We start from the raw sequence: 16139 nt of genomic DNA on the forward strand, positions 1-16139 counted from the left end.
GAGCCAACCGGATCCGGAAAAGTTTGATTTGTTTAGAATTAAATAATAAGAAAGGAAGTTCTAGCATAATGTTTTAGCACGCAGATTTGGCAGATTGAGCAGATTTTATTTGATTTCGGATTGAAAAAGATAAAAATTGTACGCTCCATCTGCCGATTCTGCGTGAGCCAAAAGAACATAAAAAAGCGAACCAAACAGATTTAAAGACGTTTGATTCGTTTTGGATTAAAAGGTATAACAGGCGATTTTCGTATAATGTTTTAGCACGCAGATTTGGCAGATGGAGCAGATTTTATTTGATTTCGGATTGAAAGGATAAAAATAATCCGCTTAATCTGCTCAATCTGCGTGAGCCAAAAAATGCGAGCCAACCGGATCCGGAAAAGTTTGATTTGTTTAGAATTAAATAATAAGAAAGGAAGTTCTAGCATAATGTTTTAGCACGCAGATTTGGCAGATTGAGCAGATTTTATTTGATTTCGGATTGAAAAGGATAAAAAGAATCCGCTTAATCTGCCAAATCTGCGTGAACCAAAAAAACATAAAAAAAAACGAATCAAACAGATTAGAAAATCTCGTTTGATTCGTTTAGAATGAAGTATAGAAAAATTATACTAACTGTTTCAATGCAATTTCAAAAGCAGTTGCACTGATATTTGTTTTAGATTGACTTAAAGCATGCGCTTTTACAATCGCATTTTTTATAATATCTGAAGTATCATTGAAGATCGCCTCATCTGTCATTTGAACTTTTTTCTCCATGAAGTAAGCAAAAACTCTTGCCATTCCACAGTTTGAAATAAAATCAGGAATCAAACTTACTTTGCTGTCTACTTGCTCCATAATTGAACCGAAGAAAATTTCTTTGTCTGCAAAAGGTACATTCGCTCCACAAGAAATAACTTCTAATCCATTTGCAATTAAACCGTCAATCTGAGCTTGAGTTACCAATCTCGAAGCAGCACAAGGAGTGAAGATTTCCGCACCAATTGTCCATATCTTAGAGTTGATTTCTTCAAAAGGAATCATATTTTCGGCTACCAGTTTGTTTCCGTCTTTGTTTAAGAACAAACCTCTGATTTCTTCAAAAGAAAAACCTTCTTCTTTGATTAATCCTCCATCGCGATCAATAATTCCGATTACTTTAGCTCCCATTTCTGCTAAGTAAAAAGCAGCTGCAGAACCCACATTTCCAAATCCTTGAACGATTGCTTTTTTGCCTTTTACATCACCACCGTATGTAGTGTAAAAATGGCGAACTGCTTCAGCAACACCATAACCGGTGATCATGTCAGCAACAGTATATTTACGAGTAACATCAGGTGAGAATTTAGGATTCTCAATTACTTTGATAACTCCTTGACGTAATTGACCAATTCTGTTAATTTTATCAGCTTCGGTTGGTTTGAAGTGCCCGTTGAAAACACCTTCCTGCGGATGCCATACACCACATTCTTCTGTCATTGGGATTACTTCATGGATTTCATCAACATTTAGATCTCCACCAGTACCGTAGTAACTTTTTAATAAAGGCGAAACGGCTTTGTACCAACGTTGTAAAACTCCTTTTTTGCGAGGATCGTTAGGATCAAAGTTAATTCCGGATTTAGCACCACCAATTGCAGGGCCCGAAACGGAGAATTTAACTTCCATGGTTTTGGCTAATGATAAAACTTCATTCATGTCTAAGCCCTTTCTCATTCTTGTTCCTCCACCTGCGGCTCCTCCACGAAGTGAATTAATTACTGTCCAACCTTCTGCCTCTGTTTCAGAATCTTTCCAGTTAAAAACAATTTCAGGTTCTTTATTTTCAAATTGTTGTAATAAATCTTTCATTTTGTTGTCGTATGTTTATTTTGCGTAAAAGTATAAAATAGAATAATGCGAATAATGTATTTGGAGGCAATTTTATTTAAACAAAACAAGAAAGCCGAAAACGATGTAGTTTCCGGCTTTAAAATGGTATAAAAACTTAGAAATTTTTATTTCCCAAGTAAGTTGTTCTTTAAGGTTTCATCAACTGGTTTGTCTGAAAGCCAGATTCCGAAGAATGCTTTTTTGAAATCAAATCCAGGGATTTTTCCTTTCAAGACTTCATTTTTGTAAACATTTATGGTCTGGTCAAATGGATTGTAAGCCAATATAAAAACATCTTTTTCTGTAATAACATCGCTTAAAAGTTTTTTGAAATCCTCAATTCTTGGTCGTAATTCTTCGAAATTGTTCCCTGCTGATTTTTCAAAACCGGCATTCATTGCTTTAGTAAGTTTGTTGGAAGAAACCAATGAAGAAGTAATTTCTATTCGGATCGCCATTTCGGTATCACTGTCAATAATGAATTTGGGGTCCTGACTCAATTGAGATAAATATAAGGCTTGTACGTAAACTTCCGTCCACATTTTTGATCTCCCGCCTGCACCATTAAGTTGCAAAGATTTATTTTGAAAGTCTATTTTTCTCGGTACTGTAACACCATTAACATCTAACTGAGACTGGGCAGAAACAGTAGAAAATTGTAAACTTAAAAGTAATGTTAATGCTAGTAAAATCTTTTTCATACGCTATCAATAATTTAATTTTTGAGGGCAAAAATAACGTAATTTATAATTTTTGGCTATTTATGACGAATATTTTTTTTAAGGAAATTTATTTTACTGTATTTGTAGGGGATTCAAAATCAAAATAGTAAGACTTGTTTTACGTTGAGATAGGCGTTTTTACTGGGTTTGTGTTTTTGAGATTATAATAATTTAAGATTTTTGGAAAATGCCTTTTTTGATCCATACTTTAATTCTTAAATTTTGAAGAAAATGTTGAAAAAATGGGATAAGGAGGTTTAAAATTTAATATTTTTACGAAATCGTTATCGTGAATTGCGATAATATCTTAAAAAGATATGCATGCATTGTTAATTCGTATTTAAAAATTATCTTTGGAAGCCTTTCTTTGAGAAAAAAGCAATTAAATAAAAACACAAACAATACCGCCTAAACTGATGATTTGAATTTGGTTTAGTAAAAAGAATAAGAAAAAAACAAAAAAACAAGACTATGGATTTCAATCTTACCGAAGAACACTTAATGATTCAACAAGCTGCAAGAGATTTTGCTCAGAACGAATTGTTGCCGGGTGTTATCGAACGTGACGAAAAACAAATTTTTCCGACAGAGCAAATAAAAAAAATGGGACAATTGGGTTTCATGGGGATGATGGTTGATCCGAAATACGGAGGAAGTGGTTTAGATGCTATTTCTTATGTAATCGCGATGGAAGAGATTTCTAAAGTTGATGCATCCGCTTCAGTAGTAATGTCAGTAAACAATTCATTAGTTTGCTGGGGATTGCAGGAGTTTGGTACTGAAGAGCAAAAACAAAAATATTTACCGGGTTTAGCCTCAGGTGAAATTCACGGTGCTTTTTGTTTAAGTGAGCCGGAAGCCGGTAGTGATGCAACTTCGCAAAAAACTACAGCTATTGATATGGGGGACCATTATCTGGTAAACGGTACAAAAAACTGGATCACAAACGGAAACACTGCTTCTGTATATTTGGTAATTGCTCAGACAAATACTGAGTTGAAACACAAAGGAATCAACGCTTTGATTATGACCAAAGACATGCCGGGGTTTTCAATTGGTCCAAAAGAACAAAAAATGGGAATCCGTGGTTCTGATACACACTCATTAATGTTTAGTGATGTAAAAGTTCCTAAAGAGAACAGAATTGGTGAAGATGGTTTCGGATTTAAATTTGCTATGAAAACGTTAGCCGGTGGTCGTATCGGTATTGCTTCTCAGGCTTTGGGTATTGCTTCAGGTGCTTACGAACTGGCTTTGAAATATTCAAAAGAACGTAAAGCTTTCGGAACAGAAATCTGTAACCATCAGGCAATTGCTTTTAAATTGGCAGATATGGCGGTGAATATTGAAGCGGCTCGTCATTTGTGTATGAAAGCAGCCTGGGACAAAGATCAACATAAAAACTATGATGTAAGTGGTGCTATGGCTAAACTTTTTGCTTCGCAAGTGGCAATGGATACCGCTGTTGAAGCCGTTCAGATTCATGGTGGAAACGGTTATGTGAAAGAATATCACGTAGAACGTTTTATGCGTGATGCTAAGATTACTCAGATCTATGAAGGAACTTCAGAAATTCAGAAAATAGTAATTTCGAGAGCCGTTATCGCAGGATAATTTTTCGTAAATTAATTCATATAAAAAACCCTTTTGAAGTTCAGGCTTCAAAAGGGTTTTGTTTTTGAGGAAAAAATTTAACTACATTTACAATACTAGAATTTGTTGATTATGTATGAAGAATTAAAATATTGGTATTTGCGCGATCATAAATTGTTCCGAACTTTGAGCTTTGGACAGATCAAACAATTGTGTATTATCACCGGTTTTAAAAAAGCTTCCAAGGGAGAAATTATTTATTTCTCTTCATCAGAAGTACCCCGTATTTTTTTACTTAAAAAAGGAACTATCAAAATTGTTGCGGTTGATGAAGAAGGAAACGAAACGATAAAAGACATTATCCAGAAAGGAGATTTGTTTGGTGAGTTGACTTTAGAAACAGATGATAAAGACAACGAATATGCAAAAGTACTTTCTGATGATGTTGCCATTTGCAGTTTCCTGCTTTCGGATTTCGAAGATTTATTATTGAGGAATCCAAACTTGGCACTTTCCTATACTAAGTTTGTTGGTTTAAAAATGAAACGCATCAAAAACAGTTATGCCAATTTAATTTCGAAAGATGCCAAAACAAGACTGTATCAGTTTTTAAAAGACTGGGCAGAAAAAGAAGGTGTTGTTGACGGTAAATCGGTCGCGATCGAAAATTATCTGACCCAAAGTGATATTGCTCAGATTATCTGTACTTCAAGACAAACTGCCACGCAATTACTCAATGAGATGGAAACCAATCATCTTTTAAGTTATACCCGAAAAGAGATTATTATACAGGATATTACACAATTATAGATTATTTTACCTCAAGTGTAAATTAGCTGACATTTTGCTTTTTCATTCTTAAGTAGTTTTACATCATCATAAAAGATGAAAAACTATGGAACTAATGAAGAAAACACTTTTTATTCTATTCGTAACGTTTAGTACTATCGCTAATGCACAAAATACAGTTGCAAACACAGCAACCGATATTTCGCCCTTATTGATTGGAGAGAAAATTCCAAACCAAACTTTAAAATCAGCAGAAAACAAAGACGTTCGTCTTTCTGATTTAGTTGGAAAAAAGAAAACCGTTTTGGTTTTTTACCGTGGAGGCTGGTGCCCTTACTGTAATCTGCATTTAGCTAATCTGGCTCAGATAGAAGATCAAGTTTTAGCCGAAGGATATCAGGTTATTGCAGTAAGTCCTGATTCTGCCGAAAATCTGAAAATTACCGAAGGAAAAGATAAAGTAAAATATACTTTGCTGTCCGACTCAAAAGGAGAATTAAGTAGTGCATTTGGAATTTCTTACAAAGCTCCGCAAAACTATAAATCAGTTATTAACGTACATTCTAATGGGGTGAACAAGGACTTTTTGCCTGTTCCATCTGTTTTTGTTGTAGATACTGAAGGTGTTATTTTATTCGAATACATCTCTCCGGACTACAAAAACAGGATATCATCGGAATTATTACTTTCAGTTTTAAAAAACCTAAAATAAAATAAGATGAAAAAGTTAATTGTATTACTATTAGTTTTTACTTCGATTTCCTCTTTTTCACAAGAAGAAGCAAAACGAGTTTCTCAGTATAATTTAGAAAAAAAAGTAGCGATTCAAGGCTATGATCCTGTAGCTTACTTTGTGCAAAAAAAAGCGTTAAAGGGTAACAATGATTTCGTAACTTCATATATGGGAGTTGTGTATAAATTTATCTCGGCAGCGAATAAAGATCTTTTTATAAAAAACCCTGCTGTTTATGAGCCTCAGTTTGGTGGTTGGTGTGCTTATGCAATGGGAAGTGATGGAGATAAAGTGGATATAAATCCTGAAACTTTTAAAATCTCAAACGGAAAATTGTATTTGTTTTACAATGCTTATTTTAACAATACACTAAAAAGTTGGAACAAAGACGAGGTCAATTTGAAAGCTAAGGCTGAAGTTAACTGGAAAAAAGTATATAAATAGAAAGCTCATGAAAACGGAACAAATTGCCTGGATTTTACGAATAATTGCTTCGGCTATTTTATTGCAAACCTTATATTTTAAGTTTACTGCTGCGCCCGAAAGTGTGTATATTTTTTCGACTTTGGGAATTGAACCTTACGGAAGAATCGGATCCGGAATTGCCGAACTGATCGTTGCAATCTTAATTTTAATTCCTAAAACAACGTGGCTTGGAGCTTTAGGCGGATTTGGCGTTATGACAGGTGCTGTTTTTTCGCATTTATTTGTTTTAGGAATTGAAGTAAAAGGAGATGGAGGTTTTCTTTTTTCTCTTGCTCTGATTACATTAGTATGTTGCCTGATATTGCTTTATCAAAATAGAAATATAATTATTAACCTTTTAAAAACGAAATAATTATGCTACTAAAATCAATCAACCACAGTTTAGAAGAGTTGACAAATTTGTTGACTCAATTATCAGATCAATCCTACTCCAAACCTTGCGAGGCGCTAAGCAACTCGAGTATAGGTGAGCATACCCGTCATATACTCGAAATGTTTCAATGTCTTGAAAACAGCTACGATTCCGGGATTTTGAATTATGATAATCGAGAACGAAATAAAAGAATCCAAACCGAAATAGAATTTGCAAAACAGTCTATTTTGGATGTTAAATCCGGTTTAAGAAAAGAGAACAAAATACTCTACTTAGAACAAATGATTGATGGATTGGTGTTCCGAATTCAAAGTAATTATTACAGAGAATTGCTCTACAATTTAGAACATTGTATTCACCATCAGGCTTTGATTAAAGTGGCCGTTTTACCAATTGAGGATATTTTACTGGATGAAAATTTTGGTGTAGCGCGTTCTACCATAGCTTATAGAAATCAATGTGTACAGTAAGTTTTGTATCTCATAACGGAACGGTTATTATAACATCTAATCGGGATGAGCAAGTGATTCGGCCAAGTGCAATTCCACCCAGAACTTATACCTGTAACGGCAAAAATGTGATGTACCCGAAAGACCCAAAAGCCGGTGGAACTTGGTTTGTAGTAGATGCCAAGGGAACTGTTTTAGTGCTTTTAAACGGAGGAATCACCAAGCATAAAAAGCAGTTTTTATATCGAAAGAGCCGAGGGTTAATTGCATTGGATGTTATTTGCAGTGATTCTCCCAAGGATTTTTGGCAAGAGATCAATCTGGAGGATATAGAGCCCTTTACCTTGGTGTTGTATCAGGAAAAAAAACTATACGAATTGATCTGGGATGGGGTGACCAAAAGAAGAACCCAATTAGATGAAAATCAAAATCACATTTGGTCGTCCGTAACCTTGTATTCTGATTCGATCCGGCAGAAACGATCGGGTTGGTTTTTTGATTTTTTAAGAGGAAGAGAAGAAATTTCAACCGCAGATATGCTCGAATTTCACCGGAATACAGAAGACGATGATTCTGAAAATGGTTTGGTGATAAATAGAGAGAATACTTTAAAAACATTAAGTATTACTCAAGTTCTTATAGAGCAGAACAAAGGCGTTATAGCGTATCATGACTTAGTCGACGATAAGCAATTTTCTAACACATTTATTAGTATTTAAAGATGTCTAATATGAAATTATTCTATCATAAAATCACAAATTGGGAGTATTGGCCATTTCAGGTGTTATACATCCCCATTTATTTTCTTTGGGGCTTCTATGCAATCAAGGCACGATCTGTTTTTTTCTTTAGTGCATCAAATCCAAATATTAGAAATGGAGGATTTATTATGGACAGTAAAAAACAGATTTACGATTTGATTCCCAATAGGTATTATCCTAAAACGATGCTGGTAAAAGAGAATACCGATTTGGAGAAAATTGTTGCTGAGGTTGTCGAAAAAGGAATTTACTTTCCCTTTATAGCGAAGCCGGATATTGGTTTACGTGGTTCGGGGGTAAAAAAAATATACACTGTTTCGGAGTTGAAAAAGTATGTAGAAAAAGCCAATTTCGACTTTTTACTGCAAGATTTGATTTTGTTTGAAAATGAAGTAGGAATCTTTTATGTTCGTCATCCGGACGAAAAAGAAGGTAAAATTACCGGAATTGTTTCTAAAGAATTTTTAATTGTAATTGGAGATGGAGTTTCAACCATCGAAGATTTAATTCGCCAAACGCCAAGGTTTGAATTGCAATTGGAAGCTTTGCAGGAAGAATATGGTGATTTGTTGCAACATACTTTGGCAAATGGTGAATCCTTAAATTTAGTTCCATTTGGGAATCATGCCCGCGGAGCCAAATTTTTAGATGGAAGTCATTGGATTACACCCCAATTAACGGAGACCATGAATAAAATCTGTGCGGAGATTCCGGAGTTTTATTTTGGAAGATTTGATATTATGTACAACACTTTTGAAGAGCTGGAACGAGGTGAGAATTTTCAGATTGTCGAATTAAATGGTGCGGCAAGTGAGCCAACCCATATTTATGACCCGAAACATTCTATTTGGTTTGCCTGGAAAGAACTCGCACGTCACATTACCTATATGTATGAGATAAGTGCTGCTAATCATAAAAGAGGTTTTGACTATTTGCCCCATAAAGACGGTATGGAACAATACCGTTTGCATCAGGTTCAAAACAGTAAAATTCTAAATTTTTAAGGATGTTAAAGAGGGCGCAAAATATGGCTGTCGGATTTCTGGTAAGTTTTATCGGGTCAATTCCATTGGGCTACCTCAATTTGGCTGGTTTGGAAATCTATTCCAAATCAGGGCTTGATAATCTAATTTTGTTTTTGTTCGGTGTCGTTTTTGTAGAAACTTTTGTGATTTATTTTACACTGCTTTTCGCAAAACGATTGGTAGAAAACAGAAAATTGATGAAAATTATTGATTTTTTTGCAGTTGGTTTTATGTTTGTACTGGCTTATTTGTTTTACGCCAATTCAAATCAAACTACAGGAGTCAATGATAATCTGAATCAATACTTAATGTACTCCCCATTTGTAATTGGAGTTATTTTAAATTGCTTTAATTTTTTGCAGTTACCCTTCTGGACTAGTTGGAATTTGTATTTAGTGAATGCAAAATTTATCACTACGGAAAAGAAGTTAAAATATTATTATATTGCAGGAACTTTGGTAGGTGTGTTTTTAGGAATGTTAAGTTTGATTTTAATTTTGCAGACTGTTTTTCAAAAAGGAAATCCATTTTCAAAGTATGTAATGCCTGTTTTTATTCCGTTGTTTTTTATTGTTCTGGGAGGTATTCAGGTATTTAAAGTGTACAAAAAATATTTTAAATCAACCGCTTTGGAATTCTAGCTTCTAAAGCTAAAATTCTATTCATGAAAAAACTGTATTTTCTTCTTCTTCCATTTGTTTTGCTTTCTTGTAAATCTACTAATACAACTGTAGCCAATACAGCTTCAAAATCAACAGAGACTGCCTATAAGGTCAATCAGACCGATGTTTCGGATTTCTTGAAATATCTTTCTTCTGACGAATTAGAAGGTCGTGATACCGGAACAGAAGGAATTAACAAAGCAGCTGTTTTTCTGGAAGACTTTTTAAAGAAAAACAATGTAAAGCCTTATTTCAAAACCTATCGGGATACATTGACGAATTTTGATTCACCGGCTTTTAATATTGTTGGAGTTCTGGAAGGTACTGATCCTGAACTTAAAAAAGAGTTTGTGGTTTTGAGTGCTCATTATGATCACATCGGTATCGATAAAAGCAAACAAGGAGACAATATAAATAATGGAGCAAACGATGATGCTTCGGGAGTAACTGCTGTGGCCGAAATGGCAAAATATTTCAGTAAAACGAAATCTAATAAACGCAGTATTCTTATCGTGTTTTTTGCCGGAGAAGAAAAAGGATTGTTAGGGTCTAAAAGTTTGGTGCAGAAACTAAAAGTGCAAAACTTCAATTTGTATGCCCAGTTAAATATCGAGATGATCGGTGTGCCAATGAAAAGAGATTATTTGGCTTACATCACCGGTTTTGATAAATCGAATATGGCTCAAAAAATAAATGAGTATACAGGCAAAAAAACAATTGGTTTCCTTCCAAAAGAAGCAGAATATGAGTTGTTTTACAGATCTGATAACTATTCGTTTTATGACGTTTTCAAGAAGCCTTGTCAGTCCATAAGTACTTTCGATTTTGAGAATTTTGAGTTCTATCACCACCCTTCAGATGAATTCAAAGCGATGGATATTCCACACATGACTGCCTTCATACAAGAATTTCTTCCTGCCGTAACTAAAATTACCGATTCTAAAACACAAGAAATTACCATGACTAAATAACCCTTCTTTTTAAGGGTTTTGCTTATTTTTGCTTCATGAAAAATATTATTATAACAGGAACGAGTAGAGGTATCGGTTATGAATTGGCTTTGCAGTTTGCAAATGCCGGTAACAAGGTATTGGCTATTTCCAGAAAAGTACCCAAGGCACTTCTGGAGCATGAAAATGTAACGTGTTTATCAGTCGATTTATCAAACGAGTCAGAATTATATAAAGTGGAAGATTTTCTTTCATCAACCTGGAAGAAAGTGGATGCTTTGGTACATAACGCAGGTGCTTTATTGCTTAAGCCTTTCGCAGAAACCACACAAGCAGATTTTGAAAGTATCTATAAGGTGAATGTTTTTGCAGTAGCAAATCTTACCCGAATTTGTTTGCCTTTTCTTGGGAAGGGAAGCCACGTCGTAACCATTAGTTCGATTGGTGGTGTTCGTGGTAGTTTGAAATTCGCAGGTCTGGCTGCTTATAGTTCCAGTAAAGGTGCGGTAATTACGTTGACAGAGTTATTGGCGGAAGAATATAAAGAACAGGGGATTTCATTTAACGTATTAGCACTAGGCTCTGTTCAGACCGAAATGTTACAAGAAGCTTTCCCAGGATATCAGGCACCAATTTCGGCAGAAGGAATGGCCACTTATATTTATGATTTTGCCCTAAATGGAAATAAATACTTTAACGGAAAAGTTTTAGAAGTTTCTTCAACGAATCCTTAGATTTAATAAACAAAATTCAAATTCCAAATTTTAGTGTAGCTGGAATTTATAACTTATTATAGCCTTGAACGAAACTTTAGCCAGATATATACCGGAACATGCTGTAAAGCCTGTTTTTGAATTGATTGTTGCCAATCAGGTTCATCTGAAAATCGTAAATGAGCGTCAAACGCGTCATGGAGATTACAGACGAGGACTGAGTGGTAAACATGAAATCACGGTAAATGCAAGTCTGAATAAGTATCGTTTTTTGATTACGCTGGTTCATGAAATTGCGCATTTGGTCGCCTTTGAAAAGTTTGGACGAAATATAAAACCTCATGGAAATGAGTGGAAATATTCTTTTCAACGTTTAATGGTGCCCTTCATTCGTCCCGAGATATTTCCGGGGCATTTGTTACCGCTCTTAGCAAGGCATTTTAAGAACCCTAGTGCCAGTAGTGATACCGATACTACTTTGTCACTGGCTTTGAAGCAATACGATGCCAAAGATGATAAAAACTATGTTTTTGAGATCCCATACGGAAGTGTTTTCAGAATTAAAAACGGAAAGGTATTTAAAAAACTTGCCGTACGAACCAAACGTTTTGAATGCATCGAATTAAGTTCCGGAAAAACGTATCTGTTTAATCCAAACGCTGAGGTAGAGTTATTGCCGGGTGGCAATTAAATCCCAATAATTTAAATCCCAAATTCCAACTTTTAAGATTGGAATTTGGGATTTTTGTATTGTTATTTTGTTAATATGATTTAACCTTTAATAAAAGATTGTGGTAAAAAAAATACTAGAAGTATTAAATTCCAAAAAACATAAATCCCAAATTCCAGTTTTTAAGATTGGAATTTGGGATTTATGTTTTTTGGAATTTAAAAGAGTTTACCCTTTTAAATAAGCTTCTCTTACTTTTTTGAACAGATTAGACGAGTAAACAAATTTTACGATGTCTTTATTGTCTGTTCTGAAGATTTCTTCTTTTGTTCCCTGCCATGCTTTTAGTCCTTTTTTGAGGAAAACGATGTTCTCTCCAATTTCCATTACCGAGTTCATATCATGCGTATTGATTACGGTTGTGATATTGTATTCTTCGGTAATTTCTTTAATCAGGTTGTCAATCAAAGTTGAGGTGTTCGGGTCCAAACCGGAGTTTGGTTCGTCACAAAACAAGTATTTAGGATTGTTTACAATCGCACGGGCGATGGCCACACGCTTCTGCATTCCACCCGAAATTTCAGAAGGAAGTTTTTGATGCGCATCAACCAAGTTTACTCTTTCCAGAACAAAGTCAACACGTTCTTTAATTTTTATTTTATTGTCATTGGTGAACATTCTTAAAGGGAATGCCACATTTTCTGCAACGGTCATCGAATCGAATAAAGCACTTCCTTGAAAAACCATTCCAATTTCAGTTCTTAATTCTCTTTTTTCATCCGGATCTAATGCCGAATAAACACGTCCGTCAAATTCGATAGTTCCGGAGTCCGGAGTATGAATTCCTAATAATGTTTTTAATAAAACCGTTTTTCCGGATCCACTTTGTCCAATGATTAAGTTGGTTTTTCCGGTTTCAAAAACGGTCGAAACCCCTTTTAAAACTTTACTGTCACCAAATGATTTTTCTATGTTTTTTACTTCTATCATTATCCTAATAATAATTGAGTTAATATGTAATTAAAAAGAATAATACAAACCGATGTCCATACAAACGATACCGTACTAGCTTTACCAACTTCAAGTGCGCCACCTTTCATATAGTAACCATGAAAAGAAGGGATTGTAGCTAGTAACATGGCAAAAATCAAAGTTTTGATAAAAGCATAAGTAATATGAAAAGGAATAAATTCCATTTGAGCACCTTGAATAAAATCCTGACTGGTCGAAAATCCTCCATAAGCACAAGCAAGCCATCCGCCAAAAACACCCAAAAACATACTAATTCCGATTACGAAAGGATACATTAATAAGGCTACTATTTTAGGGAAAACAAGATAGTTTAAGGAATTAACCCCCATAACTTCCAACGCATCGATTTGTTCTGTAACACGCATTGTGCCAATACTGGAAGTGATGTAAGATCCCATTTTTCCTGCCATAATAACAGAAATGAAAGTAGGAGCAAACTCCAGAATTACGGATTGACGTGTAGCAAAACCAATTAAATATTTTGGAATTAACGGATTAGTTAAATTTAATGCGGTCTGAATGGCAACAACTCCTCCAATAAAGAAAGAGATAAAACATACAATTCCGAGAGAGTCAATAATTAGATCGTCTATTTCTTTGAAGATTAATTTTTTCATTACAGGCCATTTGGTCTGTTTGTTGAAAATTTCTTTCAGCATTAAAAAATATTTTCCTATTTGGGATAAATAACGAATGAGCATCATAGTTTTTACAAATATTGGCTAAATTAAGGATTAGTTTACAGTTTAGAGTTTCAGTTTAGAGTTTTTTAAGGTTTGGCTTAAAAAAGCTTTTCTTTCATTTTCTGTAAACGGTAATTTCTAATAAATTTAGCTTGTTCGGGAGTGACCAATAAAGGTGTTTTGGCAGTTTTAGCTTTCCAATACCCTTTAATATAATCAAAAAATAAAAGTGGTTTTTTCTTCATCATCGACAGTTTAGCCGATGCAATTGCGGTGATCCAAAAACCGTATCCAAGGGTAAAAAAAGCTTCGCCTTGTTTGTAGCGCGCTGTTTTGTTATAATTTGCCCCGGTTGGTTTAAGGTGTTTTACGTGTAGCGACGTATCTGTTACAACTTTCCAATTATAGAATTTACATAACAATTCGTCTACGGTGTCCCAGCCCATGGCAGGTTTTAATCCACCGATTTGTTGGAAAGTTTCTTTTCGATACGCTTTCAAGGCACCACGAATATGATCTTTGTCGGTTAGGTTTTCAAGTACCCAATCGCCATTTTTTTCGATGTAACAAAATCCTCCTGCCATTCCGATTCTTGCATCCGATTGAAAGTGCGTTATAACAGTTTCAAAATAATTAGGAGGAAAAATCAAATCACCATCTATTTTTACAATAATATCGTAATCGGAATCTAAAGTCTCAAAACCCTTTTGAAAAGCTTGAATTACTTTACTTCCGGGCATATGTATGGCATCTGAAGTTTTATTCACAACAGAAATAAACGGGTTTTCTTTCGAAAATTCTAAAACAATCTCTTCTGTTTTATCGGTAGAATTGTCATTTACAACCACCACCTTTTTAGGTAAAACGGTTTGCGAAATCAAAGACTGCAAAGTCAGACCAATAAGTTCTTGTTCGTTATGCGCGGGAATGACGATGTAATAATTCATATACTTTTTATAAAATTTCAAAATTTAAATTCCAAATTCCAACTGAAGTGAGTGAGAATTGGAATTTGGAATTTTAAAAATTTGGAATTTATTATCTATGCTCTTTCAGCATAAACAATATAATATCTATTGGTAAAACTGCGAAGTAGTGGTCGTATACCAAATTTCTTTACAGGATTAGTCCATTTTTGTCTGTCGATAATTTTCCAGCCTGCTTTTTCCAGTAACCAGTCCAGCTGCCAGTCTTCGAACTCGTGGTAGTGTCTGTCCCACATATCGGTTTTGCTACGGTATGCCGGGGAAAACCACAAACGCATTGGGATAGAAATTAGCAGTTTGTCTGATTTTATTTCGTTTAAAATAGTAAACGGATTCAATAAATGTTCGAAGATTTCGAATGCCGTTACAACATCCGTTTTTTCGTTTTTTAAAACAGTTTGGTCTAAATCTAAATCTTCTCCGGTAGTGTTTTTGACTGCAAATCCAGCCTCTTTCATGATTTTAGAAAAAGGATTTTCTACTCCTAAATCCAAAATTGTTTCAGCTGTAGTAATGTGTTTTTGTAAAAATTCTAAAGTAAGTTTGAATCTTTTATTTGGAAACGTTTTTTCGTACATTTTTTATTTTTTATCGGCAAAGGTGCAAATATACAAAGATATCTTCTTCTTTTGCGTTTTTAGCTGATACGAAAATGAAATGCCCGCATCTAAAAAGGAGGGCATGGAGTGTTTTTTGATTTGCTGTTTTTATTCTTTTACCGATATAAAAGTTTCTACCTCGGCAGCATCACCGTCATACTATTTTTTTCCGTGAATGGTAAAATCGGTTTTAATTATGTTTCTATGTGTTAAAATCAATTGAGTCCAAGGGGTTACAATTAATAACAATGTAAATTTAGAATGTAGTCGTGACAACCTTATGTCAAGGGTGTGGGAATGCTTTTTCTGCACGATTGAATGTATTCTTCAAAGGTGATTTTGTGGGGTTCAAATGTTTGATCCGTCACAAACAAACTTTCGATTCGGTCTAGACGAAAGGATCTGAATTCCTTTCTTAATCTGCAAAATGCAATGAGCAACCAATTTTCCTGAGTGGAGTAAATTGCAAAAGGTTCAATGATTCTTTGGGTGGTTTGGTTATTGTCGGGCGAAAAATAGCTTATGTTGACCAGGTTAAAATTGGTCAATGTCAATTGAAGGGTCGATAGATAATTGCTCGTGCGGTCGTTGCCAATATTTTGCCTGAACAGCACCCGGTTGGAAAGTAAATTAGCTTTGTCTTTGGTGTCGTTTCGTAAAACCGCTTTTATCTTATTGATAGCTCCGGAGTATTCTTTGACAAAGGAAGCGTCTTTGTTTTTCAGAATCAATTGTTCGGCTGTGATTAAAGCGTTGGCCTCGCTTTCGGTAAACATTACGGGCGGAATTCTGTAACCTTCCATTAAAGTATATCCTTTTCCTTCTTCTGTCACTATGGGAACACCGGCCTGTTCTAATGCTTTTATGTCACGATAAATGGTTCTGGTACTTACTGAAAATCTGGAAGCCAATTCTGATGCTGCTATAAGTCGTTTCGTTTGCAATTGTAAGAGAATTGCAGTTAGTCTGGAAAGTCGTTTAGTATCGTTATTGTTGTCCATTTTTTCTAATGGTTACTATTTGTAAAGTCTTCTCACAGCATTTTAATGAATTTAG

Annotated in this window: 19 protein-coding genes; 12 read left to right on the forward strand and 7 right to left on the reverse strand. The window is 34.8% G+C overall.

From position 1 onward, the window contains the following. Positions 1–609 precede the first annotated feature (609 nt). Positions 610–1836, reverse strand: coding sequence for a Glu/Leu/Phe/Val dehydrogenase dimerization domain-containing protein (locus ACHRV3_RS09480; protein ID WP_395434455.1), 1227 nt, complete (start codon positions 1834–1836; stop codon positions 610–612). Positions 1837–1982: 146 nt separating this feature from the next. After that, positions 1983–2558, reverse strand: a complete 576-nt coding sequence (locus tag ACHRV3_RS09485) for a chalcone isomerase family protein (protein ID WP_047774413.1) — start codon at positions 2556–2558, stop codon at positions 1983–1985. A gap of 492 nt (positions 2559–3050) precedes the next feature. Here ACHRV3_RS09485 and ACHRV3_RS09490 point away from each other — a divergent pair, with 492 nt between their 5' ends. The 12 genes from ACHRV3_RS09490 to ACHRV3_RS09545 all read left to right on the forward strand — a co-directional run bounded on the left by ACHRV3_RS09490 (position 3051) and on the right by ACHRV3_RS09545 (position 11804). Further along, complete coding sequence (locus tag ACHRV3_RS09490; protein WP_047774411.1) at positions 3051–4193, forward strand: acyl-CoA dehydrogenase; 1143 nt, start codon at positions 3051–3053, stop codon at positions 4191–4193. A gap of 111 nt (positions 4194–4304) precedes the next feature. Continuing rightward, positions 4305–4982: a Crp/Fnr family transcriptional regulator gene (locus ACHRV3_RS09495; protein ID WP_047774409.1), complete on the forward strand. Its 678-nt coding sequence runs from the start codon at positions 4305–4307 to the stop codon at positions 4980–4982. A 94-nt stretch (positions 4983–5076) separates the two neighbouring features. Next, a complete protein-coding gene (locus tag ACHRV3_RS09500) occupies positions 5077–5673 on the forward strand; it encodes a peroxiredoxin-like family protein (protein ID WP_230003491.1) in 597 nt (198 codons plus the stop codon). Between the two features lie 6 nt (positions 5674–5679). Further along, a complete protein-coding gene (locus tag ACHRV3_RS09505) occupies positions 5680–6138 on the forward strand; it encodes a YHS domain-containing (seleno)protein (protein WP_395434457.1) in 459 nt (152 codons plus the stop codon). A gap of 7 nt (positions 6139–6145) precedes the next feature. Next, positions 6146–6532, forward strand: coding sequence for a DoxX family protein (locus ACHRV3_RS09510; protein WP_395434458.1), 387 nt, complete (start codon positions 6146–6148; stop codon positions 6530–6532). Between the two features lie 2 nt (positions 6533–6534). Next, entirely contained in the window at positions 6535–7023 is a 489-nt protein-coding gene (locus ACHRV3_RS09515) for a hypothetical protein (RefSeq protein WP_047774404.1), read from the forward strand. Continuing rightward, the gene (locus ACHRV3_RS09520) at positions 7011–7721 is read left to right on the forward strand and encodes an NRDE family protein (protein WP_395434459.1); all 711 of its coding nucleotides are present in this window, start codon (positions 7011–7013) and stop codon (positions 7719–7721) included. The genes ACHRV3_RS09515 and ACHRV3_RS09520 overlap by 13 nt, the downstream gene beginning before the upstream one ends. Before the next feature lie 11 nt (positions 7722–7732). Further along, a complete protein-coding gene (locus ACHRV3_RS09525; RefSeq protein ID WP_395434460.1) occupies positions 7733–8767 on the forward strand; it encodes a D-alanine--D-alanine ligase in 1035 nt (344 codons plus the stop codon). Between the two features lie 2 nt (positions 8768–8769). Further along, on the forward strand, positions 8770–9429 hold the full coding sequence (locus tag ACHRV3_RS09530) for a hypothetical protein (protein WP_395434461.1): 660 nt from the start codon (positions 8770–8772) through the stop codon (positions 9427–9429). Positions 9430–9452: 23 nt separating this feature from the next. Next, complete coding sequence (locus tag ACHRV3_RS09535; protein ID WP_395434462.1) at positions 9453–10421, forward strand: M20/M25/M40 family metallo-hydrolase; 969 nt, start codon at positions 9453–9455, stop codon at positions 10419–10421. Positions 10422–10456: 35 nt separating this feature from the next. Next, positions 10457–11134 carry an SDR family NAD(P)-dependent oxidoreductase gene (locus tag ACHRV3_RS09540; protein ID WP_395434463.1) on the forward strand — a complete coding sequence of 226 codons (678 nt, stop codon included), beginning with the start codon at positions 10457–10459 and terminating at the stop codon, positions 11132–11134. A gap of 64 nt (positions 11135–11198) precedes the next feature. Beyond that, a complete protein-coding gene (locus tag ACHRV3_RS09545) occupies positions 11199–11804 on the forward strand; it encodes a SprT-like domain-containing protein (RefSeq protein ID WP_395434464.1) in 606 nt (201 codons plus the stop codon). A 207-nt stretch (positions 11805–12011) separates the two neighbouring features. On the opposite strand, the gene ACHRV3_RS09550 is transcribed toward ACHRV3_RS09545, so the two are convergent. The 5 genes from ACHRV3_RS09550 to ACHRV3_RS09570 all read right to left on the reverse strand — a co-directional run bounded on the left by ACHRV3_RS09550 (position 12012) and on the right by ACHRV3_RS09570 (position 16084). Then, positions 12012–12773: an ABC transporter ATP-binding protein gene (locus ACHRV3_RS09550; protein WP_230003472.1), complete on the reverse strand. Its 762-nt coding sequence runs from the start codon at positions 12771–12773 to the stop codon at positions 12012–12014. After that, a complete protein-coding gene (locus ACHRV3_RS09555) occupies positions 12773–13519 on the reverse strand; it encodes an ABC transporter permease (RefSeq protein ID WP_047774390.1) in 747 nt (248 codons plus the stop codon). Before ACHRV3_RS09555 ends, ACHRV3_RS09550 begins: the two co-directional genes overlap by 1 nt. A 77-nt stretch (positions 13520–13596) precedes the next feature. Next, positions 13597–14445 carry a glycosyltransferase gene (locus tag ACHRV3_RS09560; protein WP_395434465.1) on the reverse strand — a complete coding sequence of 283 codons (849 nt, stop codon included), beginning with the start codon at positions 14443–14445 and terminating at the stop codon, positions 13597–13599. A gap of 95 nt (positions 14446–14540) precedes the next feature. Further along, entirely contained in the window at positions 14541–15062 is a 522-nt protein-coding gene (locus tag ACHRV3_RS09565; protein WP_230003468.1) for a class I SAM-dependent methyltransferase, read from the reverse strand. 299 nt (positions 15063–15361) lie between these two features. Then, complete coding sequence (locus ACHRV3_RS09570) at positions 15362–16084, reverse strand: helix-turn-helix transcriptional regulator (protein ID WP_395434466.1); 723 nt, start codon at positions 16082–16084, stop codon at positions 15362–15364. Between the last annotated feature and the right edge of the window lie 55 nt (positions 16085–16139).

The sequence above is a fragment of the Flavobacterium sp. FlaQc-49 genome, assembly GCF_044005985.1.
In the GTDB taxonomy this organism is placed as follows: Bacteria; Bacteroidota; Bacteroidia; order Flavobacteriales; family Flavobacteriaceae; genus Flavobacterium; species Flavobacterium cupriresistens.